This window comes from Streptomyces sp. NPDC041814 (assembly GCF_055590565.1).
On sequence record NZ_JBVJAM010000004.1, the window covers coordinates 323,940 to 347,562 of the forward strand.

The following is a 23,623-nucleotide window of genomic DNA, read 5'->3' on the forward strand; positions in this document are numbered from 1 at the left end:
GACAGACGTGAACCGACCCAGATCCCGGTGGCGGGGGCTGCTCGTCACCGCGCTGGCCACGGCACTGGGAGCACCCGTCCTGGGCACGCTCCCGGCCGCCGCCGCCGAGCCGGAACCGACCATCCCGACGGCCCTGCGGAGCAAGGCCGACGGCGCCCTGCTCCAGGACTTCACGCAGCACGGCAGGGTGTCGTTCTGGGTGCAGCTCGACTCGCAGGCCGATACCTCGGCGGCGAAGAAGGCGGCTACCAAGGCGGGCCGGGGCGGTGCGGTCCTGAAGGCGAAGACCGCGTACGCCAAGAGTTCGCAGCAGGGGCTCAGGGCCCTGCTGAAGAAGGCCGGGGCGTCCTACGAGTCGTACTGGATCAGCAACACGGTCAAGGTCACCGGAAGCAAGAGCCTGGCCGCGAAGATCGCCGCCCGCTCCGACGTCGCGTCGATCGCGGCCGACGACACCATTCCGCTGCCCCCCGCGGTCAACGGCACCAACGAAGCCAAGGTCGACGGCATCGAGTGGAACGTGGACCGCGTCAACGCGCCCAAGGTCTGGGACGAGTTCGGGGTGCGCGGTGACGGCATCGTCATCGGCAGCATCGACACGGGTGTCGACTTCCGGCATCCCGCGCTCGCGGCCTCGTACCGGGGCATGAAGGCCGATGGCTCGTACGACCACGCCTACGACTGGTTCGACGCGACCCGCACCTGCGGCACGGCCGCGCCCTGCGACGACATCGGGCACGGCACCCACACCATGGGCACGATGGTCGGTGATGACGGCGCGGGCAACGCGATCGGAGTGGCACCCGGTTCCCGCTGGATCGCGGCGAAGGCGTGCACCCCGGCAGGCTGCCCGCGCGAGGCGCTGCTCGCCGCCGGGCAATGGATGCTCGCGCCGACCGACGCGGACGGCGAGAACGCCCGCCCGGACCTCGCCCCCGACGTCATCAACAACTCGTGGGGCGCGGACAGCCTGGACACCTGGTACCAGGCGATGGTGCAGTCCTGGCGGGACGCCGGTATCTTCCCGGCCTTTTCCAACGGCAACACCGGCCCGTACTGCGACACGGCCGGCTCCCCCGGTGCGTACACCAACACGTACGCCTCGGGTGCCTTCGACAACAACAACAAGATCGCGTCCTTCTCGTCACGCGGTCCCGGTGTCGACGGCACGGTCAAGCCGAACATCGCCGCACCGGGTGTGAATGTGCGCTCGGCCGTCCCCGGCGGTGGCTACGCCGCCAAGTCGGGCACCTCGATGGCCTCGCCGCACACCGCCGCCACGGTGGCTCTGCTCTGGTCGGCCGCCCCCGCCCTGCGCGGCGACGTCACCGCGACCGAAGGGGTACTGAACGACTCCGCGATCGACGTGGACGACACCTCATGCGGGGGTACCGCGGACTTCAACAACGTCTACGGCGAGGGCCGGCTCGACGCGTACAAGGCCGTCGAGGCGGCCCCGCGGGACCACGTCGGCGCGCTGACGGGCACGGTCACGGCGGGCGGCGACCGCATCCCGGACGCCGAGGTCTCGGTGACCGGTCCGACGCGGGCGACCCTGACCACGAAGAAGGACGGCACCTACGCCTTCCCGCGTCTGGTGTCCGGCGACTACACGGTGACCGTCACCAAGTTCGGATACGTCACCGCGTCGGCCACGCTCACCGTCACCGATGGCGGATCCGCCGTGCACGATGTCGCGCTGGCCACCGCCCCCACGGGCACCCTGACCGGGACGGTGCGCAGCGACTCCGGCACCGAGGCGGACGTCGCCATCAAGGTGCAGGGCACGCCGGTGCGGGCCTCCACGGCGTCCGACGGCACGTACAAGCTGACGTTGCCCGTGGGCAGTTACCGGATCAGCCTGACCCCGCTCAACCACTGCGCAGCGGCCGTCGGAATCGTCACCGACGTGGCGGCGGGCTCCACGGCGAAGGACGTCGCCCTCGTCTCGCGCACCGACGCCTTCGGCACCACCTGCCGGCAGGTGTCGGCGCAGTATCCGACCGGTGAGGACAAGCTCGGCATCGCCCTGCCGTTGCCGGCGTACCAGGCCGTCACCCTGCCGTTCCCCGTTGCGCTGTACGGCCACACCTACGACAAGGGGTGGGTCGCCCGCGACGGACAGCTGATCTTCGGCTACCTCGCGCTGAACGACAACGGTCCACTGCCGGCCAAGGGAGGCGCCAACGGTGCGCTCTTCCCGTTCTGGGACAACCTCACCATGGACGCCTCCTCCGGCGTCTACACGGCGGTGCGCGGGTCCGCGCCGCACCGGGAGTACGTGGTCGAGTGGCGGGACATGCTGATCGCCCGGGACACCACACAGCGCGTCGGGTTCGCCGCGGTGATCGGTGAGGACGGCACGTACAGCTTCCACTACAAGGGCCTCGACCCGAGCGAGAAGGGCTTCGAGCAGGGCGCGGGCGCGACCATCGGGGCCGAGAACCACGACGGCACGGACGCGCTGCAGTACTCGTACAACGAGCTCTCCCTGCGCGACGGGATGGCGATCCGGTTCCGGCCGGAGGGCCACGCCGCGGTGTCCGGGACGGTGACCGACGCGAATGACGGGAAGCCGGTCTCCGGCGCCGCTGTGAAGGTCACGCGGGCCGGTACCACCGTCGGGACTGCCACCACACGGCCGGACGGCGCGTATCTGGCACAGATTCCGGTGACGGAGAACGCCACCCACCAGATCACGGTCTCGGCGCCGGACTACACGACCGCGAGCCGGAGTGCCGCGCTGGACAGCCTGTCAGCGCTGCGCACCGAGACCGCGCTGAACACCGGCGCGGTGCGTGCCGACAACGCGGACGGCTGGCAGCTGACCGTACCCGTCGGTGAACAGCGCGAGCGCACTTTGACGCTCACCAACGACGGCTCGGCCGCGCAGTACACCGTCGCGGAGAAGTCCGGCGCCTCCTGGCTGAAGATCGCCCCCGCTTCCGGCACACTGGCGGCGGGCGGCCGGCAGGAGGTGACGCTGACTTTCGACACGGCGGCGGCGAAGCCGGGCACCGTGTACAGCGGCACGCTCCTGCTGACCTCGCGGAGCGCGCGTGCGCCGTCGCTCTCGCTGCCGCTGAAGCTGGTGGTTCCGGCCTATCAGCAGGGCGTCGACGTGGGTGCGGACTTCGCTTCGGTGGACGCGCTCGGCGACGCGTGGAGCGCGGACCGCACTTATGCGGAGGGCGCGTTCGGGTTCACCGGCCAGAACACCGCGCTGACCTACACGCGCAAGGACATCGCCGACGCCGGCAGCTCCCCGGCGCAGCAGCTGCTGCGCTCGGGGCGTGAAGGTGTTGCTGAGTACCGGTTCGACGAGGTCCCCTCGGGTGTCTACCAGGTGGAGCTCGGCTTCGCCGAGGCCGCCGGGACGAAGCCGGGCGCGCGCGTGTTCGATGTGCTCGCCGAGGGGACGGAGAAGGTTCCGGACGTGGATGTGCGGCTGGAATCGGGCGGTGTCCGCACCGCTCTGTTCAAGACGTTCACCGTCAAGGTGACGGATGGTCAGTTGAACGTCGCCTTCGAGGCGATCACCGGAGAGACGCTGGTCAACTCAATTCGGGTGACCCAGCGCCCGGACCTGACGGGCTGATTCAGCGGGTAGTAGGCACACAGGCGGGCCCGTTCCGGAGACAGCTCCGGGGCGGGCCCGCCGCACTCTTGCCCGGGTGCACCGGGGCCCGTAGCTTACTCTGAAGTAAGTTTACTTCAGAGTAAGGAGTTTGCCTTGACCGCCTATCGGACCCTGCTGGTCGGCACGGACGGATCGGAATCCTCGTACGCGGCCGTCGAGGCCGCCGCACGCCTCGCCGCCGTCTGCGGTGCCGAGCTCGTCATCACCTGCGCGTACGCTCCCATGCGCGGCCCCGAACTGGCTGTCGCACAAGACCAGTTGGGAGCCGAGGCGTATCAGGTGGTGGGCTCGGCGCCGGCCGAGGAGACACTGAGAACCGCGAGAGACCGCGCGCGCCTCCAGGGCGCGTCGCAGGTGCGTACGGTCGCCGTGGAGGGTGAGCCGGTGCCCTCGCTCGTACGGACGGCCCGGAAGTGTTCGGCCGACCTCCTGGTGGTGGGCAACCGGGGGCTGCGGTCGCTGGCGGGGCGGCTCCTCGGCTCCGTGCCGGCGGACGTCGCCAGGAAGGCCGGCCTCGACGTCCTGATCGTGCACACCACGTGAGCGGGGAGCCGGACGGCGCAGGGGCGGGGTCCGTCGAGGAGGTGCTGCTCGGCGGGGGCCGGGTCTGGACGCGGCGGGACGTCGCGGAGCGCGCCGGGGTGGAGTTCGAGCGGGCCGTACGGGTGTGGCGCGCGCTCGGGTTCCCGGCGCTGGACGACGACGCCAGGGTGTTCACCGACGCCGACGTGGAGGCCCTGCGCGCGGGGGAACGCCTCATCGCGGCCGGGCTCATCACCGAGCACAGCGAGGCGCTGATGGCCCGCGCCCTGGGCCACCACCTCTCGCGGCTCGCGGACTGGCAGGTGGACACCCTGCGGGACTGGATGGGGCGGGCCGACGACACCTCGCCCGGCCGGGAAGCCCTCCTGGCGCACATGGCGGCGCTGTTGCCGGAGATCGAACGCCTCCAGCGGTACGTCTGGCGCCGCCATCTCGTCGCGCATGCCGGGCACTTGCCCGCCGAGGAGCGGGAGGACGGCGTCGTGGCCGGCGACGGCGCCCATGTCCGGGACCGCGCGGTCGGGTTCACCGACATGGTGGGCTACACCCGGATGACGCGTGGCCTGGACGGCGCCGAACTGGTGGCTGTGCTCGACCGGTTCGAGACCATGACCGGCGATGTGGTGGCCGAGGGCCGGGGCCAGGTGGTGAAGACCATCGGTGACGAGGTGCTCTTCGTCTGCGAGTCCGCGGCCGACGCCGCCGGAATCGGCCTCGAACTGTCGGCCCGGGCCCAGGCCGACCCGAAGCTGCCGCAGGTGCGGACCGGTCTGGCCCACGGCCCCGTGATCGGCCGCTTCGGTGACGTCTACGGGGCGGCGGTCAACGTCGCGGCCCGGCTCACGGCGGTCGCCCGCCCCGCGTCCGTGCTGGTCAACACCGCGCTCGCCGGGGAGCTGGTGGGGATGGCGGGATACACGCTGCGGCCGCTGCGCCCGGTGTCGGTGCGCGGCTACAGCCGGCTGCGGCCGGTGCTGCTGCGGAGGGGTAAGCCCGCCGCGTGACCCGATGAGGCGGGCGGGGGCGCGCGCCGATGGCGGGCCGCGCACCCGGAACGGCGTACAAAAACAGGAAGCAGGGAGAACCCTCTCCCTGCCGTACCCAACATATAGCGCACCGGGGGGCTTGCGGCAAGGGCCGGGGGGTGCCGCAGAATCTACGACCTGACCACCCCGACCTGCGGAAATGAGGACGCTGCGTGCGCGAGCGGTACGTGTGGGATCTGAACGAGGCCGACGGGGCGCCGGTCGCGGCCGTCGGCGGCAAGGGCGCACACCTGGCCACGCTGTCGCGGATCGAGGGCATCCGGGTGCCGGACGGGTTCTGTGTCACCACGGACGCCTTCCGGCACGTCGTCGGCTCTGAACCGGCGGTCGCCGAACAGCTCGAACGCCTGGCGGACGTGGACCCGGACGACCGGGAGACCGTGCGCACCCTGAGCGCCGGGATCCGGCGGACCATCGAGGGCCTCCCCCTCCCGGACGGCTTGGTGGCGGCGGTCACCGGCGCACTCGCCCGGCACGGCGAGGACGCCGCGTACGCCGTGCGGTCCAGCGCGACGGCGGAGGACCTGCCGACGGCCTCCTTCGCGGGACAGCAGGACTCGTATCTGAACGTCGTGGGCCCGGAGGAGGTGCTCCGGCACATCGGCCGGTGCTGGGCGTCGCTGTTCACCGAGCGGGCCGTGGCGTACCGGCGGCGGGGCTGCATCGACGACCGTGCCGTGCATATGGCCGTCGTCGTGCAGCGGATGGTGTTTCCGCGGGCGTCGGGCATCCTCTTCACGGCCGACCCGGTGACGGGCAACCGCAAGGACGCCACGGTGGACGCAGGCTTCGGGCTGGGCGAGGCCCTGGTCTCCGGCCTGGTCAACCCGGACGTCTTCACCGTGCGCGACGACGAGATCACCACCAGGTCGATCGCCGCCAAGGAGCGCGCGGTCGAGGCCCTGGCGGGCGGGGGCACGCGGGTGGTGGCGGTCGACGCGCGCCTGCGGGAGGAGCCGGCGCTGACGGACGAGCAGGTCCTCGGGCTCGTCCGGCTCGGGCGGCGGATCGAGGCGCACTTCGGCCGCCCGCAGGACATCGAGTGGTGTCTGTCCGACGACGGGTTCCGGATCGTGCAGAGCCGGCCGGTCACGACGCTGTTCCCCGTCCCGGAGGCGCACGACGGCGAGAACCACGTATACGTCTCCGTCGGACATCAGCAGATGATGACCGACGCGATGAAACCCCTGGGGCTTTCGATGTGGCGGCAGACCGCCATGGCTCCGATGCTGGAGGCCGGCGGGCGGCTCTTCGTGGACGTCACCCGGCGCCTCGGCCCGCCCTCGGTCCGGGCCGGGCTCCTGGAGATGATGGGCAAGGGCGACCCGCTCGTCAGGGACGCCCTGGAGACCGTCCTCGCCCGCCCCGGCTTCGTCCCGGTGCTCCCGGATCCGGCGCCCGCCGCGCCCCCGGCCGGAGGCGCGCCCGACCCGATCGCGACCGACCGGGCCGTCGTCGCCGGGCTGATCGCGCGCAGCGAGGCGTCCGTGGCCGCCCTGGCGCGCGACATCCGGAAGCACACCGGTCCTGCGCTCTTCGACTTCCTGCCGACGGCCTTCGATGAGCACAAACGGGTGCTCGGCGACCCCGTGAGCATGCAGGCGATCATGGCGGGCATGGAGTCCACCTGGTGGCTCAACGACAAGCTGCTCGAATGGCTCGGCGAGAAGAACGCGGCCGACACGCTCACCCTGTCCGCCCCCGACAACGTGACCTCGGAGATGGGCCTCGCGCTCCTCGATGTCGCCGACGCGATCCGCCCGCACCCGGAGGCGGTGGCGTATCTGCGGGGCGCCGGGGACGACGACGGCTTCCTGGACGGCCTGGGGAAGGTCGCGGGCGGGGCGGAGGCGCGCGCGGCCATCGAGGCGTATCTCGACCGGTACGGCATGCGGTGCGTCGGCGAGATCGACATCACCCGGCCGCGCTGGAGCGAGCGTCCCACCGCTCTCGTGCCGGTGATCCTCGACAACGTACGGCTCTTCGGGCCGGACACGGCCGCGCGGCGCTTCGAGGAGGGGCGGCAGAAGGCTCTGGCGAAGGAACGGGACGTGCTGGCACGGCTGCGGGCGCTTCCGGACGGGGACCGCAAGGCCGACGAGACCAAGGCGATGATCGACCGGGTCCGCACCTTCATCGGCTACCGCGAGTACCCGAAGTACGGGATCGTCTGCCGCTACTTCCTCTACAAGCAGGCCCTCGTGCGGGAGGCCGACCGCCTGGTCGGCGCCGGGGTGCTGGCCGACCGGGAGGACGCCTTCTTCCTCACCCTGGAGGAGTTCGGTGACGCCGTGCGCTCCGGCTCGGTGGACCAGGAGCTGATCCGGCGCCGCAAGGAGGAGTTCCGGGCGTACGGCGCGCTCACCCCGCCCCGGGTGCTGACCTCGGACGGCGAGGCGGTGAACGGCGCGTACCGGCGCGACGACGTGCCGGAGGGAGCGCTGAACGGGCTGCCGGTCTCCGCCGGGACCGTCGAGGGGAGGGCCCGCGTGATCCTGGACGTGGCCGAGGCGGACCTGGAAGCGGGCGACATCCTGGTCACCACCTTCACGGACCCCAGCTGGTCCCCGCTGTTCGTCGGGATCGCGGGCCTGGTGACCGAGGTGGGCGGCCTGATGACCCATGGTGCGGTGATCGCCCGGGAGTACGGCCTCCCGGCCGTCGTGGGCGTCGAGCACGCCACGCGCCGCATCCGGGACGGACAGCGCATCCGCGTCCACGGCACCGACGGGTACATCGAGCTGCTGTCCTGACGGCGGGGCAAGCGGTGGCCGGTTCCGTACCCTGGACGCATGCGCATGCGCCCCACACTGAGCTGGACCCCCACCGAGGGGCTGCCCCCGGCCACCACCGACCTGGAACCCGTGGTCGAAGCGCTCGGCCGGGGCGGTGTGCTGGTGCTGAGCGGGGCCGGCATCTCGACCGAGTCCGGCATCCCCGACTACCGGGGCGAGGGCGGAAGCCTGAGCCGGCACACGCCGATGACGTACCAGGACTTCACGTCCGGTGCCCGGGCCCGGCGGCGGTACTGGGCGCGCAGCCACCTCGGCTGGAAGACGTTCCGGCGTGCCCTTCCGAACGCCGGCCACCGGGCGGTGGCCGCGTTCGGGCGCGGGGGTGCGCTGTCCGGGGTGATCACCCAGAACGTCGACGGGCTGCACCAGGCCGCCGGCAGCGAGGACGTGGTGGAGCTCCACGGGGGCCTGGACCGGGTCGTCTGCCTGAACTGCGGCACGTTCGTCGCGCGCCGGGAGGTCGCGCGGCGCCTTGAGGAGGCGAACCCCGGCTTCCAGCCGGTGGCGGCCGGGGTCAATCCGGACGGCGACGCCGACCTCACCGACGAGCAGGTCGGGGACTTCCGGGTGGTGCCGTGCGCGGTCTGCGGCGGCATCCTCAAACCGGACGTGGTGTTCTTCGGTGAGTCGGTGCCCCCGGCGCGGGTCGAGCACTGCCGCGAGCTGGTCCGGGCGGCGTCGTCGCTGCTCGTCCTGGGTTCCTCCCTGACGGTGATGTCCGGGCTCCGGTTCGTCCGGCAGGCGGCGCGGGCCGGGAAGCCGGTGCTCATCGTCAACCGGGAGCCGACCCGGGGCGACGCTCAGGCCGTCGCGCGGATCGGGCTTCCGCTGGGGGCGGCCCTGGGGACGGTGGCGGACCGGCTGGGGCTTCGCGCAGAGGACTGAGGAGCGGCCCTCAGCCCCGCCGCTCGGCGGGCGTGAGCTGCTCCCGCACCCACGCCGGGTCCGGATTGGTGTGGGGCCGCCCCGCCACGAAGACCGTCGGCACGGTCTCGTTGCCGTCGTTGACCGCCCGCACCGCGGCGGCGGCCTCGGGGTCGCGCCAGATGTCGACCCAGTGCAGCCGACGGGCGTGCCGGCGGAGCCGGAACCGCATCCGCAGGCAGTACGTGCAGCCCGGCCGCCAGAAGACGATGGGGCGGCCGTCGGCAGCGCTGCGGCGCCGGGCCTCCGCCGCGCTGACCGACCTCGGGAAGACCAGGGGCGAGTTCAGGCCCGCGAGCAACGCGAAGGCCACCAGGAGGACGACGCCTTCACCGGTGCTCCCCTTGGCGATGAGCCCGGCGGCGACGGCCGCTCCGGAGGCGAGGAAGAGGATCGGCAGGAGCCAGGCACGCGTCATGGCGCCCCAGGCTACCGGCGCGCCGGTGCGGACCGGACGCCGGGCCGCCGCAGCCGCCACCACCGGCGCGGGCGCCCGTCCGGGTGCTCGGGCCCGGGGTCCGGCAGCGGCGGGTCCGCATAGGTCCGGGCGGTGAGCTCCGCAGCCAGGCCGACCCGGCCGGGGTGGACGCAGACCGGGGTCCGGCCCTCCACGGTGTACCGGAAGCCGTCCGCCGCGTCGAACGGCCAGTCCCGGCTGGGCCGGTCCGCGACGAGGAAGCCGGTGCGCGGCAGCCGCAGCGCGGGGCAGAACCAGCAGCACGGGTAGTCCGACTCCGGGTCGATGAAGGGTGCCTCGGCGTCGTCGTCCATAACCCCACGAACGTAGCGCACGCCGTGGCGGTGCCGCTCAGCCTGCGGAGGGGCGCCAGTCGTCCGGCCACGGCACGGCGCGGGCGACGGCCCCCGGCACACCGAGGCTGGCCCGGGCACGGCCGACGTAACGGTCGCGCGCCTGCCGGAACTGCCGGTACGCCTGGTCCCAGTCCTGCTCGACCGAGGTCTCGACCCCCCGCGCCAGGGCCTCCAGCCGCCACAGGCAGTGGTCCACTGACTTGGAGGCGGTGTTCGCCTCGGTGTCGCCGAGCAGGCCGAGCGTCTCCGAGAGCGCGGAGCGCCGCGATTCCAGCTGGCCGACCTCGGCCAGGACCTCGGGCGTCGCCTCCACGGGGATGGGGCCGGTCGTGAGTCCCCGGCCGGCGGCGAGCATCTGGTAGCGCGCGGCCAGTTCCTTGACGGCGTGCGCGTATTCGGCGTAGGCGGTGAGGCGGCGTTCGTCCCACCGCACGGACTGCTGTCTGCGCCATCTCGTACGCTCGTTGGCGCTGGTCACCAGGAACGAGGTGACGGCCCCCACGGCGACGCCCGCGAGCGGCAGTATCTGTGCGGTCAGACTCACGAAGGCCCCCCGGTCGGTCCTGTTGCACGGCGGAGAAACCATAACGTTCCGGCATCGCGCGGCCGGTTGAGCGGTGCAAAATCCCCGTGCGCCCGTCGGCCGCCTGCGGGGAGACTGTGCCGATGAGCTCCCACTCCTTCGGCGCGTCCCAGCGGCGTGCCCTCGCCCATGTCGCGGCCCTGGCCTCGGGTCCCGCGGCGGACCCGGCCGTGCGCGTGACCCTCAACTTCCACCCGGACCGGCTGCTGGACGGCAGGCCCGTGCTGGAGACGATGGCCGAAACCGGCTTCTACTCCTCGCAGTTCGTGACCGGCACGAGCAACGGCGGTCTCACCGCCCATCCGGGCGGCGACCGGTGGCGCTGGGAGAGCAGGATCTTCGGCGGCGCCTACGACAGCGCGCCGGCCGCGGAGCGGCCCGTCTACGGGGCGTTGAACTTCCGGCGGTACCCGGTCGGCGGAGCGCCGAGGTTCGGCTCCGCGCACTTCCGGCTGGACGCCGGGGCGGTGGAGCGTACGACCTTCTGCTATCCGGACAGCTTTCTCGAACCCACGGACTTCGGGGTCGCCGCGCGCATGGGCCTGATCGCCCTCGCGCTGGCCGATGAGCAGGACGTGCTCGACGACTACATCGAGGCGCAGGTGCACGGCCCGGTCCGTCCTGACTCCCATGTGGACGCGCTGGTCCTGGACCCCTGCTACCGGGGCTCCGAGGTGGAAGCGGCCGCCGGGCGCCTGGGTTGTGCGGTGGAGTGGCACCCGGGGTTCCGCCTGGCGGTGGACGAGCTGCGGCGGCACCCCGGTTACCGGGGGCAGGAGTACGTGGACCTGGGCGCGGCCATCGCCGTGGACGGCTTCCTCGACCCCCGTGTCGTCGGGGACGCGGCGCGCTCGGGGCGTTTCGACCCGCAGGCGGTCAAGAAGGTGTGGCACTGCCTGGCACGCTTCGGCTTCCCGCACGAGGACCGGAGCGGGGAGGTCACCGGGTCGTCCGGTGAGCCGGTGCCGGCGGGAAAGGACGAATGACCGGGGGGCCTGCCGTGCGGGGCTGGGTGTCCACATCCGCAGGGCGGCCGCCCCGGCCATGGGGCACGTGTGCCCCGTGACGGCGCTGTCAAGGGTGTCGCGGGAATTCTTCTTCGGCCGAAAACGGTTGGAATGGTCTGCGTATGACGGGGAATCCGATGATCGTCGTCAGCGACACCCCTGCCCCGGCCGCCCACCGGCTCGGGAGGGTCAGTTCAGTTGAGAGGAGTTGGCTGTGCTGCTTCCCACGCCCGCAGACCTGCGTGCCGCACTGTCCCGATACGCCGACGCGGTCATCGAGGACGAGCGCCGTTCCACCCCGGAGACCATCCGGCAGCGGGAGGACACCGCGTACACCCTGTGCGTCATGACGGGCGTCAGTGACGTGCGCGAGGCCCTGAGCACCGCCGACGCCCTGCTGAGCCGAGGCGCCTCCGCCACGGAGGCCGACCACTCGGACGCCGTGCCGGTCTGAGGCACGCCCCCGAGGTGGGACCGTGCTTCTAGGTCGCGCGGCCCGGCCGGATGGTCCGCACCCTTTCGACCGGGTTGACGGGCTCCACCAGCTCCGCCGTCGCGGCGGCCACGAAGTGCGCGGGCGGCTCGCCGTCCAGCAGCGTGCGCGCGTAATTCGCGGCCGCCGAGGGCGAGAGGCCCGGCAGCTTCCGGCGCAGCATCCGCACCGCGTACAGCCGTCCGTGCTCGGCGGCGGCCGCCCGCACGGCGTCGTGGAGGTCGTCCACCGCGGTCCGGACGGGCAGTCCCCGGATCCGGCCGCGGTAGTCGTCCATCCACGCGCCGGACATCGCCGAGACGGCGCCGATGCTGTGCAGGCTCCCGTCGACGCGGTCGACCAGATACGGTCCGGTGCCCAGCAGCATGTCCCCGAAGGCCCCGGTCCGCAGGTACTTCACGGACTGCCAGGACACGATCCACACCAGCTCGTGTTCCTCGACGTCGCCCACGGCCACGGCAGGCTGCTCGACGCCCTTGGCCAGCCACTCGCGGTGTTCGCGCTCCAACTGCTCCTCGACGAGGCGCACCGCCGTCTCCCGGTCGATCACCCCGGCAGCCTTCCGCACGCACCCGCCCCGCGTCTACTCGGTTCGCAGGGCCACCGCCGTACGGGTCCTGGCGGCCCAGCCCGCGGGCAGCAGCGCGCCCAGCGCGGCGATCACGAGGCCGCCGAGGACGAGCGGCAGCACTCCGGCCGGGGGGTATACCGCGAGGACGGACTCGGGAAGGCGCAGTCCCACGCTCCCGCCCATCGCGGGGAGGACCCGGCGGTGCAGGGCGATGCCGAGCGGTACGCCGAGACAGCCCGCGGCAAGGCCCGTGGCGGCGACCGAGGTGAGGACCATGGCGAAGGTCTGGCGGGGTGTCATGCCGAGGGCCTTGTGGATGCCGATCTCCCGGACGCGCTCGCGGGTGTCGAGGAGGACGCCGTTGAGCACGCCGAGCGCGGCGACGGCGACGAGCATCAGGGTGAGGAGCGCGGACAGGGCGTTGAGCGTGGCGACCATGTCCCCGCCCGCGCCGAGCCCGCCCGCCCTGGCCGTTACGCCCAGCGGCTCCAGGCTCTTGTTGAGCGCGTCGGTGTAGGCGTGCACGTCGGTGCCCGGGGCGACCGCGATGTGGTGGCTGGTCTCCGTCAGGTCCGGGTGGGCCGCCGTGAGCGTCGCGGCGTCGGTGAAGACCTGCATGCCGTCGTTGCGCGGGTCCAGGACCTCGCCGACGAGCCGTACGGTGACGGGCGCGCCCAGGCCGCCCAGGGTGACGGTGTCGCCGATGCGGGTGCCGGTGGCGGTGAGGAACGGGGACGGGACGGCGGCCTCGCCGGGCCGGGTGATCCAGCGGCCGGCGACCATGGTGTAACCGCCCCAGGACGCGTCGCCGGTGAAGGCGACGATGTCGGTGGTGCCGGTGAGCCCGTCCACCGTGGCGCGGACCGTGGAGGCGCTGTAGTGCTTCGCGGTGCCCGGGGCCGCCTCGACCGCCGCCGCAACGGCCGCCGGGTCGGCCGGGGTTCGCCGTGCGGGGCGTTCGGCGCCGGGAGGCCCGAAGTCCGGCAGGGGTGCGGGTACGACGACGTCGGCGGCGTCGTGCGCCTTGGCCTTCATCACCTCGCCGAGCGAGGCGGCCATCCCCACGGTGAACGTGACGGCTACGGTGCCGAAGAGGATCGCGGTGCCCATGGCCAGCGCGCGGGCCGGCCGGGCGAACGGCCGGGCCAGCCCGAGCGCGACGGGCCGCGGCAGCGGCAGACGTCCGGCGAGGCGTGCGGCCCAACGGCCGCGCCCCGCCGACGCGGTGCGCCCCACGGCCAGCGCGTCGACGGTCCGCATCCGGCCCGCCCGCCGGGCCGCGGCCCAGGCGGTCGCCGACACGAGGCCGAGCGCCCCGGCGACCACCGCCGCGTCGACCCAGGGTGCGACGGCCAGGGACGAGGTGCCGTACGCCGCTTCGGTCTCGGCCATCACGGGAACGGCGAGCAGGTGTCCCGCGACGATGCCGAGGACGGCGCCGGCGGTCGCGGGGATCAGCGCCTGGCCCACGTACGCCCGTACGACCTGGGCGGGGGTGAAGCCGACGGCTTTGAGGATGCCGATGCGACGCGTCCCCGTTCCGACGGCGGAGGCGACGACGTTGCCGACGGTGAGGACCGACATGACGAGGCCCAGGGCGCCGAACGCGGAGAGGAACGGGACGTACAGGGCGGTGTCCTGCTCGGCGTTCCTCCTGACGGTCAGCCAGGACTGCTCGCCCGTGGCGGCCCTGGCGGGCAGGGATGCCTTCACGCTCCTGGCGGCCTCGGAGATCCGCGCGGCGGTGTCCGCCTCGGTGAGGCGGTAGAGCATCTGGTAACCACCGGCGCCGGGCGGGGTCAGGGCCGGCATCTGCGCGGGGAGCACCCAGGCGTCGGAGGTGCCGGTGACCGAGCGGGCGACACCGACGACGGTCAGCGCGGGGTCGCCGGTCAGTCCGGTGAAGCGGACCTCCTTGCCCAGGACGGGGAAGAGGGAGGAGTCGGCGGAGAGGACGACCTCGCCGGGGCGCGCGGCCCAGCGGCCCTCGGTCAGGGCGACCCGGTCCACGTCGCTGCCCGGGTCCGCGCGGCCCGTCACGGTCAGGGGCCAGCCGGGGCCGGTCGCGTCGGCGCGCGGGGTGACCGTCGCCGTGCGGAAGGGGCCTGCCGCCTCGCGTACCCCTTCGGTGTGCGCGGTCCGCGCCAGCCGTGCGGCGCTCACCGCGTTCGCGTCGAACCGCACGGACAGGTGGGCCCCGTGCTGTTGGGCGAAGGCGTCGTCGAAGGGGGCACCGGAGACCACGAGCAGCGATCCGGCGAGTACGGACGCGGCCACGGCCATCATCGCGGCGAGTCCGATGACCAGCGTCTGCACGCGGCGCCGCGCCACTCCGGAGCGCACCACCCGGCCGAGCGCGCTCATCGGGCGGCCTCCGGGGCGACGGCCTGCGACGGCAGGTCGTGGGTGATGCGGCCGTCGGCGATGCGGACGGTGCGGTGGGTGCAGGCGCGGGCGAGCGCGAGGTCGTGGGTGACGAGGACGATGGTCTGGCCCTCGGCGTTGAGCTCGGTGAGCAGTCGGCTGACGTCCTCTCCGGCAGCGGTGTCGAGGGCTCCGGTCGGCTCGTCGGCCAGGAGGAGCGCGGGGCGGTTCATCAGGGCCCGGGCCACGGCGACGCGCTGGCGCTGGCCGCCGGAGAGCCGTCCGGGGTGGGCGCCGGCGTGCCGGTCGATGCCGAGCTGTCGGAGGAGTCCGGCGGCCCGGCGGGCCGCCTCGCCCCGGGGCATGCCCGCGAGGCGGGCGGGCAGGGCGACGTTGTCGGCGACGGTCAGGTCGTCCAGCAGGTTGAAGAACTGGAAGACCATGCCGATGCGGGCGCGCCGGTACAGCGCCGACGCGGCCTCGCCCAGCCGGTCGACGCGCACGCCGTCGACGGTGACCGTGCCGGCGTCGGGCCGGTCGAGACCGGCGAGGAGGTTGAGGAGTGTCGACTTGCCGCTGCCGGAGGGGCCGAGGATCGCGACGGCCTCCCCCGGCCGCACGGTCAGCGATGCCTCGTGCAGGGCGGGCGGTCCGTCGTCGTAGCGACGGCTCACCTCGCACAGTTCGATCAGCGGGGTGGTCATGGCGCGGCTCCTCGGTGATGTGCGGTCCGGTGGCGTGAACGCTAGGAGCGGACCGGCGCCGCGCGCGTCGGCCGCGCGGCCCCTTCTCGGTCCCGCGCCGGGATGAGCGGTGTACTCGTCGTCCTTGCGATGTAGGCGGGCGGTGTACGCACCGTCGCCGGAATGGGTACGGGGGCGGACCCCCCGGGGGCCGCGCCGCCAGGACAATGAAGCGGTGACGGATGTACGTACGCGGGTGGGCCTGATGTGGGTGGACGCGGTCCGGGCGGCCGGTCCGCCACCCCGGCCCACCGCGCGTGCCCGGTGGTTCGACGCCCTGGTGGCGCTGGTCCTGGGAGTCACCACCGTGTACTACGGCGTGGACAACGCGGACAACGTGGTGGTGCGGGTGGTCGGCGGCACGGCCTATGCCCTGGAGCGCCCGTCCGGGACCGGCGGGATGGCCTTCATGGTGACGCTCGCGGCCGTCGCCTCGGGCGCCCTCGTGCTGCGCCGCCGCTGCCCGCTGGCCGTGCTGTGCGTGGTGACGGCCGCGACGCTGGCGACCCCGCAGAGCGTGATGCGCCTGACGTTCTACGCGTTCGTGATCGCGGTGTACAGCGCCGCCGTGTACAGCCCGCACCGGGTGGCGACGCTCGTGGCGCTGCCGGTGTCGGTGGTGCTGGTCGGTACCTCCGGGAACTCGGTGACGCCGATCGTCCCCAACGAGTACATCGCGCTGCTGATCCTGATTCCGATGGCCGTGGCCGCGGTGGGGTTGCGGACGTGGAAGCTGCGGTCCGACGAGGGGCGGGCGCGGCTGTCCGTCCTGGAGCGCGAGCAGGAGGAGGCGCTGCGCCGGGCGGTGGAGCAGGAACGGGCGAGGATCGCCCGCGAGTTGCACGACGTCGTCACGCACAACGTCAGCGTGATGATCATCCAGGCGGGTGCCGCCCGCACGATCATGAAGTCCTCGCCCGAGCTGGCCGGTGAGGCGCTCCTCGCCGTGGAGGCGGGCGGCCGCGCGGCGATGACCGAACTCCGGCACGTGGTGGGCCTGTTGACCGCGACCGCCGAGGACGGCGAGGCGGATCCCGATGCGGTGGTGCCGGCGCCGCAGCCCGGACTCGACCAGCTGGAGGTACTGGTGGGGCGGGTCCGGGACGCGGGGCTGCCGGTCGGCCTGACGGTGATCGGGACGGCCCGCCCGCTGCCACCCGGGATCGAACTCGCGGCGTACCGGGTCGTCCAGGAGGCCCTGACGAACACGGTGAAGCACGCGTCCGGCGCGTCGGCGGCCGTGTCCGTCGCGTACGGGACCGGCAGGCTGCGGGTGGAGGTCACCGACACCGGCGGGCGTTCGGGCGCGGGGGCCGGGAGCGGACGGGGCCTCATCGGCCTGCGCGAGCGCCTGGCCGTGCACGACGGCACCCTGAGCACGGGGCCGCTGCCGGGCGGCGGTTACCGTGTGGAGGCCCTGATCCCCCTGGAGACGCCGTGACCGAGCCGCCGCGTGTACTCATCGCCGACGACCAGACCCTGGTACGCACCGGCTTCCGGCTGATCCTCGGCGCGGACGGCATCGACGTCGTCGCCGAGGCCACGAACGGGGCGGAGGCGGTCGACGCGGTGCGCCGCACCAGGCCGGACGTGGTGCTGATGGATGTCCGGATGCCCGAGATGGACGGCCTGGAGGCCACTCGTCGCATCCTCACCGGTGACGCCGGGCAGCCCCGCGTCATCATCCTGACCACCTTCGACCTCGATCGCTATGTGTACGCGGCCCTCTCGGCCGGGGCCAGCGGCTTCCTGCTCAAGGACGTCACGCCCGAGCAGCTGACGGCGGCGGTGCGCACCGTCCGTACCGGTGACGCGCTCCTGGCACCCGCCATCACCCGGCGCCTGGTGCAGCGGTTCACCCGGCGCGGCGGCGACACGGCCGCCCTGCACCGCGACCTCGCCGCGCTCACCCCGCGCGAACTGGAGGTCCTGGGCCTGCTCGCCCGGGGCCTGAGCAACGCGGAACTCGCGGCGCGCCTCCAGCTGGCCGAAACCACCGTGAAAACACACGTCGCCCGCATCCTGGCCAAGCTGGGCCTGCGGGATCGCGTCCAGGCGGTCATCGTCGCGTACGAGACGGGGCTGATCGGTGTGGGCGAACGGGAGGCGGACGGCCAGGACGACGCGGCCGGGCCGGAGCCGCGGACAGCGTTGCCGTAGGCGCCGTCGTGTCTCCGCGGGGGTTCAACGCCGGCTCAGACGACGAACACCCAGAGCACGAGCCTCAGCAGGACCAGGGCCGCGAGGAACGTCGCGGCCCGCAACGAGGGGTTCGGCGCTCCTCGGCGCAGCAGGCGGATTCCGCTCCAGAGCGCGTATCCGGCCACGCAGGCCGAGATGACCAGGATGATGGCCTGAAGGGCCATGCTCGCATCCTGGCGGGCGACCACACTGATGATGACGTAGGCCAGGATCACCTGGGGCAGCCCCAGCAGCCAGACCATGAGCACGGCCCGGGCCGTGTCCTCGGGCCGGGCCTCGGGCCCCGCTTGCCGGGGCCGCTGCGGAACGGCGCCGGATGCGGCTCGCCCGCGTGCCCCCGGCATGGCGGCGGACACGGGCGGCGGGGTGGCGGCCGCGGCAACCCCGGCCGGCCCCTCTGACGTCGCACCCGGCGCCTCGTCGGGGCGGGGCGGCACCCGCAGGGCCGCGTCGAGCCTCGCCCGGAAGTCGGCGTCGGCACGCAGGTCGTCGGCGAGCACGGAGGCCACGATGGCCGCCGCGCCCTCGCCGGGTCGCTCGTGCAGCCGTCTCAGCGCGGACGCACCGAGGTCGCTCCGGCCCAGTCGGCCCCACACCAGCTCCTGGACAGCGGACTTGCGGCCGCTCGCGGCCGGCCCGTCCCCGGTCATCACCCGTACCGCCGCAGCGGCCAACTCCGAAGCCTGCATGGCAGGTTCCTCCCCCGTGTGTCCCTGATGGATGGTGCGAGCGTAAGGGGTGAGGCGCGCGGCGCCCAGGGTCCGGCGGTCTTGTCAGGCGGTGCCCAGCATCGCCGGGCCCCAGGGGGCCGCGCCCGAGCCCTCCGCCCAGGCCGCGAGCGCGACGCCGTCCACGCAGCGGATGCCGCACGCCTCCGCGTACTCCAGGGCGGGCGCGGTGAACTCGCTGGTCGTCACCACGGCGGCGAGTTGCGCGCCGTGGACCGTCCAGCAGGTGCCGCCGAAGCGCTGGAGGTCCTGGGAGCCCACCTTGTGCTCGGGGCCGTACTGCTTGCACTGCACGACGACGCGGCGGCCGTCCGGGGCCGTGGCGAGGACGTCGGCGCCCAGGTCACCCGCTCCGCCGACCACTTCGACCCCCTCACAGCCGTCCCGCTCGCACAGCGCGGCCACCGCCGCCTCGAAACCGTCCGGGTCGAGGGCGGCGAAGTCGGGCGGCGTGAAGTCCGGGGCGGGCGGCGGGAGTACGGCGGTGAGCCCGTCGTGGGCGTCGGTGGCGGCGTCCGGGACCTGCGGGGCGGGAGCCCGTTCAGGGCCGGGCTCTTCCCCGTCCGGCGGGATCATGCCCGCGCGGGCCGCCCGGCGCAGCTCACGGGCGCGGGGCATGGCCCGGAACAGGACGTAGAGGACGGGCAGGGCGAGCAGGGCCAGCAGCACGGCGGTCACCGGATGGGCGCCGGCCCAGTGCGCGAAGCGGATGAACAGCAGGACAGCCGCGCCGATCAGGGCGCCGGCGAGGGCGAGGGCGAGCGCAGGGCTCCGCACCGTGCCGGTGGCGCGGGGGCGAGGTGTGGCGCCTCTCGTTCTGCGTATCGGCACCGGCGTCTCCTTCGGCGGGTCGCGAATGTCGTCACCCTCCGCCTGCCCCGAACGGCGGCGTCCATGATCGACACGTCACGGCCTACGCGCGGAACCGGTCGTGGATCTCGGGGCGCCGGTCGAAGCCCGCCGCCACGTACGCGGCGACGCCCGCGGTGTTGGAGCCCGGGGTGCACACCAAAGCGCTGGACGCGCCGAGTTCGCGGAGCGCGGCCGCCGCGGCCAGGGTGATCGCTCTGCCGTGGCCCCGGCGGCGGTGGTCCCGGTGCACGCCCATCGGTTCGAGGAGCCCCGGCCGCCCCGGGCCCGCCGACCACACCGTCACCGTCGCCACCGCGTCGCCCCGCTCGTCGCGCCCGATGAGACAGCGGGCCTCGGTGAACAGCGGCCCCCCGGCCATCACGCGCCACCCGGCGTCCGTGAGCCGCGAGCCCGGGAACGCCGAGCGGTGGACGGCCACCACGAGGTGAGCCAGGTCGGGACCGGCGATCTCGACGGCCAGATCCGGTTCGGGCACCGGGCCGGTCAGGTCGCGGCGCAGCGGCGTCCACGGCTCGTCGATGCCCCAGCCACGCTCCCCCAGCACCTCCCGGACCAGCGCGTCCCGCGGCGCCTCGACGGCCGCCCGGCCCTCCGGCAGCACCCCGTGTGCGGGAACGGCCACGTCGTCGGCAAGCCGTCGTGCGAGCTCTTCGTCCCGGCGGACGTCCGGCGCGGTCGTCAGCCGGACGAGCCCGGGGCCGTCGAGCAGCCCGACAGCGAGGATCCGCCCGGCCCGGCTCCAGGTCCTGACCGCATCGGCGGTGGCCCGTGGGCCGTTCCGGCCGTACCAGCCGAGGTCGCCCGGGTGCAGTTGCATCGGGGCGCCCTCGGCCTGCCAGTCCCGCAGCGCGTCCGCCGCCGCGGTCAGCCCCTCGGTGTCCGGTGTGCCGAGTGCGATCGTCATGCCCCGATCCCACACCACCGCAGGGCCCGACCGCATCCGGTTTCCCGGGCCACCGTCGCCCGGGGGCGTTACGAGGTCTGGGACAGGGGCTTGGCGATGTCCTCCAGGGAGCGCTGCTCCGCGTCGACCGCGAGGAAGGCGGCGACCAGTCCCGCCGCGCACATCAGGGCCGCGCCGATGGAGAACGCGAGAGCGGTGTCGCCGGGGACGCCCGACTCGGTGAGGTCGGCGAAGATCAGGGGGCCGCTGATCCCGCCGGCCGCGGTGCCGATGGCGTAGAAGAAGGCGATGGCCATGGCCCTGGTCTCCATGGGGAAGACCTCGGAGACCGTGAGGTACGCGCTGCTGGCGCCGGCCGACGCGAAGAACAGCACCACGCACCAGCACGCGGTGAGGGTGTTGGCGGTCAGCGAGCCGCGGTCGAACAGCCAGGCCGTGATGAAGAGCAGAATGCCCGGCAGGATGTACGTGCCGGCGATCATGATGCGCCGTCCGATGGTGTCGAACAGCTTGCCCAGCACGAGCGGGCCGATGAAGTTGCCCGCCGCGATCACCGCGAAGTAGTAGCCGGTGTGCCCGCTCTCCACGTCGTAGAACGTCGTGAGGATCGCGCCGAACCCGAAGGTGATCGCGTTGTAGAGGAACGCCTGCCCGATGAAGAGGGAGAGGCCGAGCACCGCGCGCTTGGGGTAGCTGTGGAAGACGGTCCTGGCGATGAGCCCGAAGCCGATGCTCTTGCGCTGGTGGATCGTGATCTCTCCGGCCGGCGGCGGCAGCTTCTCGTGCTTCTCCGCCTCGACCTCCCGCTCGACGGAATCGACCAGTTCGTCGGCCTGCTCGCCCTGCCCGTGGATGAACTGCCACCGCGGACTCTCCGGGACGTGCCGGCGTACGAGGAGGATCACCAGGCCCAGGACGACGCCGAGGGCGAAGGTGAGGCGCCAGCCGAGGTCCTTGGGGAAGATGTCCGTGTCCAGCATGACGATCGACAGCAGCGCTCCGCCGACCGCGCCCAGCCAGTAGCTGCCGTTGATGATGAGGTCGACCCGGCCCCGGTACTTCGAGGGGATGAGTTCGTCGATGGCCGAGTTGATCGCCGCGTACTCGCCGCCGATACCGAAGCCGGTCAGGAAGCGGAAGAGGAAGAACCACCACGCACTGAACGACAGCGCGGTCATGGCGGTCGCGGCGAGGTAGACCGCGAGCGTCACCATGAACAGCTTCTTGCGGCCGTACCGGTCGGTGAGCCAGCCGAAGAACAGCGCTCCCGTACAGGCACCCGCCACATACAGGGCGGCGGCGAGCCCGGTGACCTGGGCGGACGTGATGTCCAGGCCGGAACCGTCCTCGGAGAGACGGCTCGCGATGTTGCCGACCGTCGTGACTTCGAGGCCGTCGAGGATCCACACCGTGCCGAGACCGATGACGATCATCCAGTGCCAGCGCGACCATGGCAGCCGGTCGAGTCTGGCCGGTACGGCGGTGGTGACGGTGCCGACTCCGGAGTCGCCGGGCGCCGCCGCCTCGTCACGCTCCTCGCGCCCCCGGTCCCCTCCCCCGTGTGGGCGATGTTCCCTGTCTCCAGGTCCCTCCGATGCGGCGGGGGTCGTCACGGCAGCTACCTCCTCATCCGGGCGGGTGCGTCCTGCGGAGCCGCAGGCCCTCCAATATCCGCCAGTTGCCCCGGCGTCGCCGCCGCACACGCGGCGACTGCGCCACATGGCGGCCGGGCATGACCCGCTGACGGCGTGTCGGCAACGGACTCACCCGTTCGCAGCAGGCGCGGGAATAGTGCGCGCCGCCCACTGTTGTCCCCGGCATGACTTCTGAGAAGCGTGAGACGTTCGGCCGGATCGGCATCTGGAACGGCGCCCTGCACTCGTCGCGGGTGGACGCCGACGGCAGGAAGGCGATCGCGGAGGCGGCCGCCGAGATCGAAGCGCTGGGTTACGGGACGCTGTGGCTCGGCGGCAGCCCCTCGCCCGAGGACGCCGCCGAGATCGTCGCCGCCACCCGGACCATCACCGTCGCGACGGGCATCCTGAGCATCTGGAACCACACCGCCGAGGAGGTGGCCGCCCGCGTCGCCGCGATCGACGCCGATGCCCGGGACCGCTTCGTCCTCGGCCTGGGTGTCAGCCACGACGCGCTGGCCCCCCAGTACGCGAAGCCGTACAGCGCGATGGTGGCCTACCTCGACGCGCTGGACGCCGCCGACCCGTCCGTGGGCGCCCGGCACCGGGTGCTGGCGGCGCTCGGCCCGAAGATGCTGAAGCTGGCGTCCGACCGGGCACTGGGCGCGCACCCCTACCTGGTCTCGGCGGCGCACACGGCGGAGGCGCGGCAGGCGCTCGGACCGGACGCGCTGCTGGCACCCGAGCTGTCCGTGGTGCTCGACACGGACCTCGACCGGGCCCGCGACACGGCGCGCGGGATGCTGGCGATGTACCTCAAGCTGCCCAACTACACCGGGAACCTGCTGCGCCTCGGCTTCACCGAGGGCGACTTCGACGGCGGGGGCAGCACGCGCCTGCTGGACGCCCTTTTCGCGCTGGGCGACGCCGAGCGGGTGAAGGCGCGGACGCGCGAGTACGTGGATGCGGGGGCGGACCACGTGGCGCTCCAGGTGGTCACGGCGGACGGGGGCAGGACGGGGCTGCCGCTGGCCGAGTACCGCGAGCTGGCGGACGCGTTCGGCGACGAGCTGTAACCGAAGGCGCCCGAGCCCCGGTCCGCGACCACGTGGGCCGGGGCTCTTGCATGGGCGGAGCCGTACTCGTACATTATGAACATGTTCGGTGAACACGTTCACTCAACCCGTGCGGAGCAGAAGCGGCGGACTTCCGCCCGCATCGTCCGGGCCGCCGCCGCGCTCTTCCACGAGCGGGGTTTCCAGAGCACGACGGTGCGTCAGATCGCTGCCGAGGCCGGGGTGTCGGTAGGGGCGGTGATGGCGGTCGGGGACAAGGAATCGCTGCTGGGCCTGGTGTACGACCAGGCGATCGCCGACCGGATCCCGGCCCCGCCCGCTCCGGCGGAGGCAGGCGCCGCACCGCCCGCCGCGGACTATCTGGCGCACTACTTCGACCCGTTCCTGGCCCTGTTCGCCGAGAACGACGACCTGGCCCGCGCGTACTTCCGGACCCTGGCCCGCGGCAGGCCGGAGAACGCCGCCCTCGGCACACTCCGCGCGCTCTCGGAGGACAACCTGACGGCCGCGATGGTGAACGACGGAATGGGCGAGCCGCGCGCCAGGCTCGGGGCGCAGGTGATGTTCGCCGGCTATCTGGGCGAACTGATGCTGCTCGCCTCCGGAACGACCGACCCCCAGCAGACCGCGGCGCGGCTCAGGACCATCGCCGCTTTCGTCACCGCGCAGGAAGGGAACTGACCC

The 23,623-nt window shown here is 73.2% G+C and carries 21 protein-coding genes; 11 read left to right on the plus strand and 10 right to left on the minus strand.

Annotation, left to right across the window (positions count from 1 at the left end; translation table 11 throughout):
* Positions 1 to 7 precede the first annotated feature (7 nt).
* The 5 genes from ACZ6C6_RS13940 (at position 8) to ACZ6C6_RS13960 (ending at position 8,909) form a co-directional block, all read left to right on the plus strand.
* Positions 8 to 3,598: a S8 family serine peptidase gene (locus ACZ6C6_RS13940; protein WP_469202373.1), complete on the plus strand. Its 3,591-nt coding sequence runs from the start codon at positions 8 to 10 to the stop codon at positions 3,596 to 3,598.
* A gap of 135 nt (positions 3,599 to 3,733) precedes the next feature.
* A complete protein-coding gene (locus ACZ6C6_RS13945; protein WP_469202375.1) occupies positions 3,734 to 4,183 on the plus strand; it encodes a universal stress protein in 450 nt (149 codons plus the stop codon).
* Entirely contained in the window at positions 4,180 to 5,187 is a 1,008-nt protein-coding gene (locus ACZ6C6_RS13950; RefSeq protein ID WP_469202377.1) for an adenylate/guanylate cyclase domain-containing protein, read from the plus strand. The genes ACZ6C6_RS13945 and ACZ6C6_RS13950 overlap by 4 nt, the downstream gene beginning before the upstream one ends.
* Before the next feature lie 194 nt (positions 5,188 to 5,381).
* The gene (gene rph / locus ACZ6C6_RS13955) at positions 5,382 to 7,982 is read left to right on the plus strand and encodes a rifamycin-inactivating phosphotransferase (protein ID WP_469202379.1); all 2,601 of its coding nucleotides are present in this window, start codon (positions 5,382 to 5,384) and stop codon (positions 7,980 to 7,982) included.
* 39 nt (positions 7,983 to 8,021) lie between these two features.
* Positions 8,022 to 8,909 carry an NAD-dependent protein deacetylase gene (locus ACZ6C6_RS13960; protein WP_469202381.1) on the plus strand — a complete coding sequence of 296 codons (888 nt, stop codon included), beginning with the start codon at positions 8,022 to 8,024 and terminating at the stop codon, positions 8,907 to 8,909.
* A gap of 10 nt (positions 8,910 to 8,919) precedes the next feature.
* Here the strand turns inward: ACZ6C6_RS13960 and ACZ6C6_RS13965 are convergent, their stop codons facing one another.
* From ACZ6C6_RS13965 to ACZ6C6_RS13975, 3 genes are read right to left on the minus strand one after another with little or no spacing between them, the layout of a single operon-like run.
* The gene (locus ACZ6C6_RS13965; RefSeq protein ID WP_469202383.1) at positions 8,920 to 9,366 is read right to left on the minus strand and encodes a glutaredoxin domain-containing protein; all 447 of its coding nucleotides are present in this window, start codon (positions 9,364 to 9,366) and stop codon (positions 8,920 to 8,922) included.
* Between the two features lie 11 nt (positions 9,367 to 9,377).
* Positions 9,378 to 9,719, minus strand: a complete 342-nt coding sequence (locus ACZ6C6_RS13970; protein ID WP_469202385.1) for a hypothetical protein — start codon at positions 9,717 to 9,719, stop codon at positions 9,378 to 9,380.
* 37 nt (positions 9,720 to 9,756) lie between these two features.
* Positions 9,757 to 10,305 carry a hypothetical protein gene (locus tag ACZ6C6_RS13975; RefSeq protein ID WP_469202387.1) on the minus strand — a complete coding sequence of 183 codons (549 nt, stop codon included), beginning with the start codon at positions 10,303 to 10,305 and terminating at the stop codon, positions 9,757 to 9,759.
* A 122-nt stretch (positions 10,306 to 10,427) separates the two neighbouring features.
* Here ACZ6C6_RS13975 and ACZ6C6_RS13980 point away from each other — a divergent pair, with 122 nt between their 5' ends.
* The gene (locus tag ACZ6C6_RS13980) at positions 10,428 to 11,330 is read left to right on the plus strand and encodes a DUF3626 domain-containing protein (RefSeq protein ID WP_469202389.1); all 903 of its coding nucleotides are present in this window, start codon (positions 10,428 to 10,430) and stop codon (positions 11,328 to 11,330) included.
* A gap of 235 nt (positions 11,331 to 11,565) precedes the next feature.
* Positions 11,566 to 11,805 (plus strand): DUF5133 domain-containing protein, encoded by a 240-nt coding sequence (locus tag ACZ6C6_RS13985; RefSeq protein WP_469202391.1) that lies wholly within the window; start codon positions 11,566 to 11,568, stop codon positions 11,803 to 11,805.
* Between the two features lie 28 nt (positions 11,806 to 11,833).
* On the opposite strand, the gene ACZ6C6_RS13990 is transcribed toward ACZ6C6_RS13985, so the two are convergent.
* From ACZ6C6_RS13990 to ACZ6C6_RS14000, 3 genes are read right to left on the minus strand one after another with little or no spacing between them, the layout of a single operon-like run.
* Positions 11,834 to 12,394, minus strand: a complete 561-nt coding sequence (locus ACZ6C6_RS13990) for a YrhB domain-containing protein (RefSeq protein ID WP_469202393.1) — start codon at positions 12,392 to 12,394, stop codon at positions 11,834 to 11,836.
* Between the two features lie 33 nt (positions 12,395 to 12,427).
* Positions 12,428 to 14,779 carry an ABC transporter permease gene (locus ACZ6C6_RS13995; RefSeq protein ID WP_469202395.1) on the minus strand — a complete coding sequence of 784 codons (2,352 nt, stop codon included), beginning with the start codon at positions 14,777 to 14,779 and terminating at the stop codon, positions 12,428 to 12,430.
* Positions 14,776 to 15,483 (minus strand): ABC transporter ATP-binding protein, encoded by a 708-nt coding sequence (locus ACZ6C6_RS14000; RefSeq protein WP_469202397.1) that lies wholly within the window; start codon positions 15,481 to 15,483, stop codon positions 14,776 to 14,778. Before ACZ6C6_RS14000 ends, ACZ6C6_RS13995 begins: the two co-directional genes overlap by 4 nt.
* Before the next feature lie 244 nt (positions 15,484 to 15,727).
* On the opposite strand from ACZ6C6_RS14000, the gene ACZ6C6_RS14005 reads away from it, so the two are divergent.
* Positions 15,728 to 16,963, plus strand: a complete 1,236-nt coding sequence (locus ACZ6C6_RS14005; RefSeq protein ID WP_469202704.1) for a sensor histidine kinase — start codon at positions 15,728 to 15,730, stop codon at positions 16,961 to 16,963.
* Positions 16,960 to 17,682 carry a response regulator gene (locus ACZ6C6_RS14010; RefSeq protein WP_469202399.1) on the plus strand — a complete coding sequence of 241 codons (723 nt, stop codon included), beginning with the start codon at positions 16,960 to 16,962 and terminating at the stop codon, positions 17,680 to 17,682. Before ACZ6C6_RS14005 ends, ACZ6C6_RS14010 begins: the two co-directional genes overlap by 4 nt.
* Positions 17,683 to 17,717: 35 nt before the next feature.
* Here the strand turns inward: ACZ6C6_RS14010 and ACZ6C6_RS14015 are convergent, their stop codons facing one another.
* The 4 genes from ACZ6C6_RS14015 to ACZ6C6_RS14030 form a co-directional block, all read right to left on the minus strand.
* Positions 17,718 to 18,413, minus strand: coding sequence for a hypothetical protein (locus ACZ6C6_RS14015; protein ID WP_469202401.1), 696 nt, complete (start codon positions 18,411 to 18,413; stop codon positions 17,718 to 17,720).
* Positions 18,414 to 18,497: 84 nt separating this feature from the next.
* Entirely contained in the window at positions 18,498 to 19,283 is a 786-nt protein-coding gene (locus ACZ6C6_RS14020) for a restriction endonuclease (RefSeq protein WP_469202404.1), read from the minus strand.
* Between the two features lie 82 nt (positions 19,284 to 19,365).
* Entirely contained in the window at positions 19,366 to 20,229 is an 864-nt protein-coding gene (locus ACZ6C6_RS14025; RefSeq protein WP_469202406.1) for a GNAT family N-acetyltransferase, read from the minus strand.
* 68 nt (positions 20,230 to 20,297) lie between these two features.
* Positions 20,298 to 21,842, minus strand: a complete 1,545-nt coding sequence (locus ACZ6C6_RS14030; RefSeq protein ID WP_469202408.1) for an MFS transporter — start codon at positions 21,840 to 21,842, stop codon at positions 20,298 to 20,300.
* 206 nt (positions 21,843 to 22,048) lie between these two features.
* Between ACZ6C6_RS14030 and ACZ6C6_RS14035 the strand changes: the two genes are divergently transcribed.
* Positions 22,049 to 22,939, plus strand: a complete 891-nt coding sequence (locus tag ACZ6C6_RS14035; RefSeq protein WP_469202410.1) for a TIGR03620 family F420-dependent LLM class oxidoreductase — start codon at positions 22,049 to 22,051, stop codon at positions 22,937 to 22,939.
* Positions 22,940 to 23,020: 81 nt separating this feature from the next.
* Positions 23,021 to 23,620 carry a TetR/AcrR family transcriptional regulator gene (locus tag ACZ6C6_RS14040; RefSeq protein WP_469202412.1) on the plus strand — a complete coding sequence of 200 codons (600 nt, stop codon included), beginning with the start codon at positions 23,021 to 23,023 and terminating at the stop codon, positions 23,618 to 23,620.
* Positions 23,621 to 23,623: the final 3 nt, after the last annotated feature.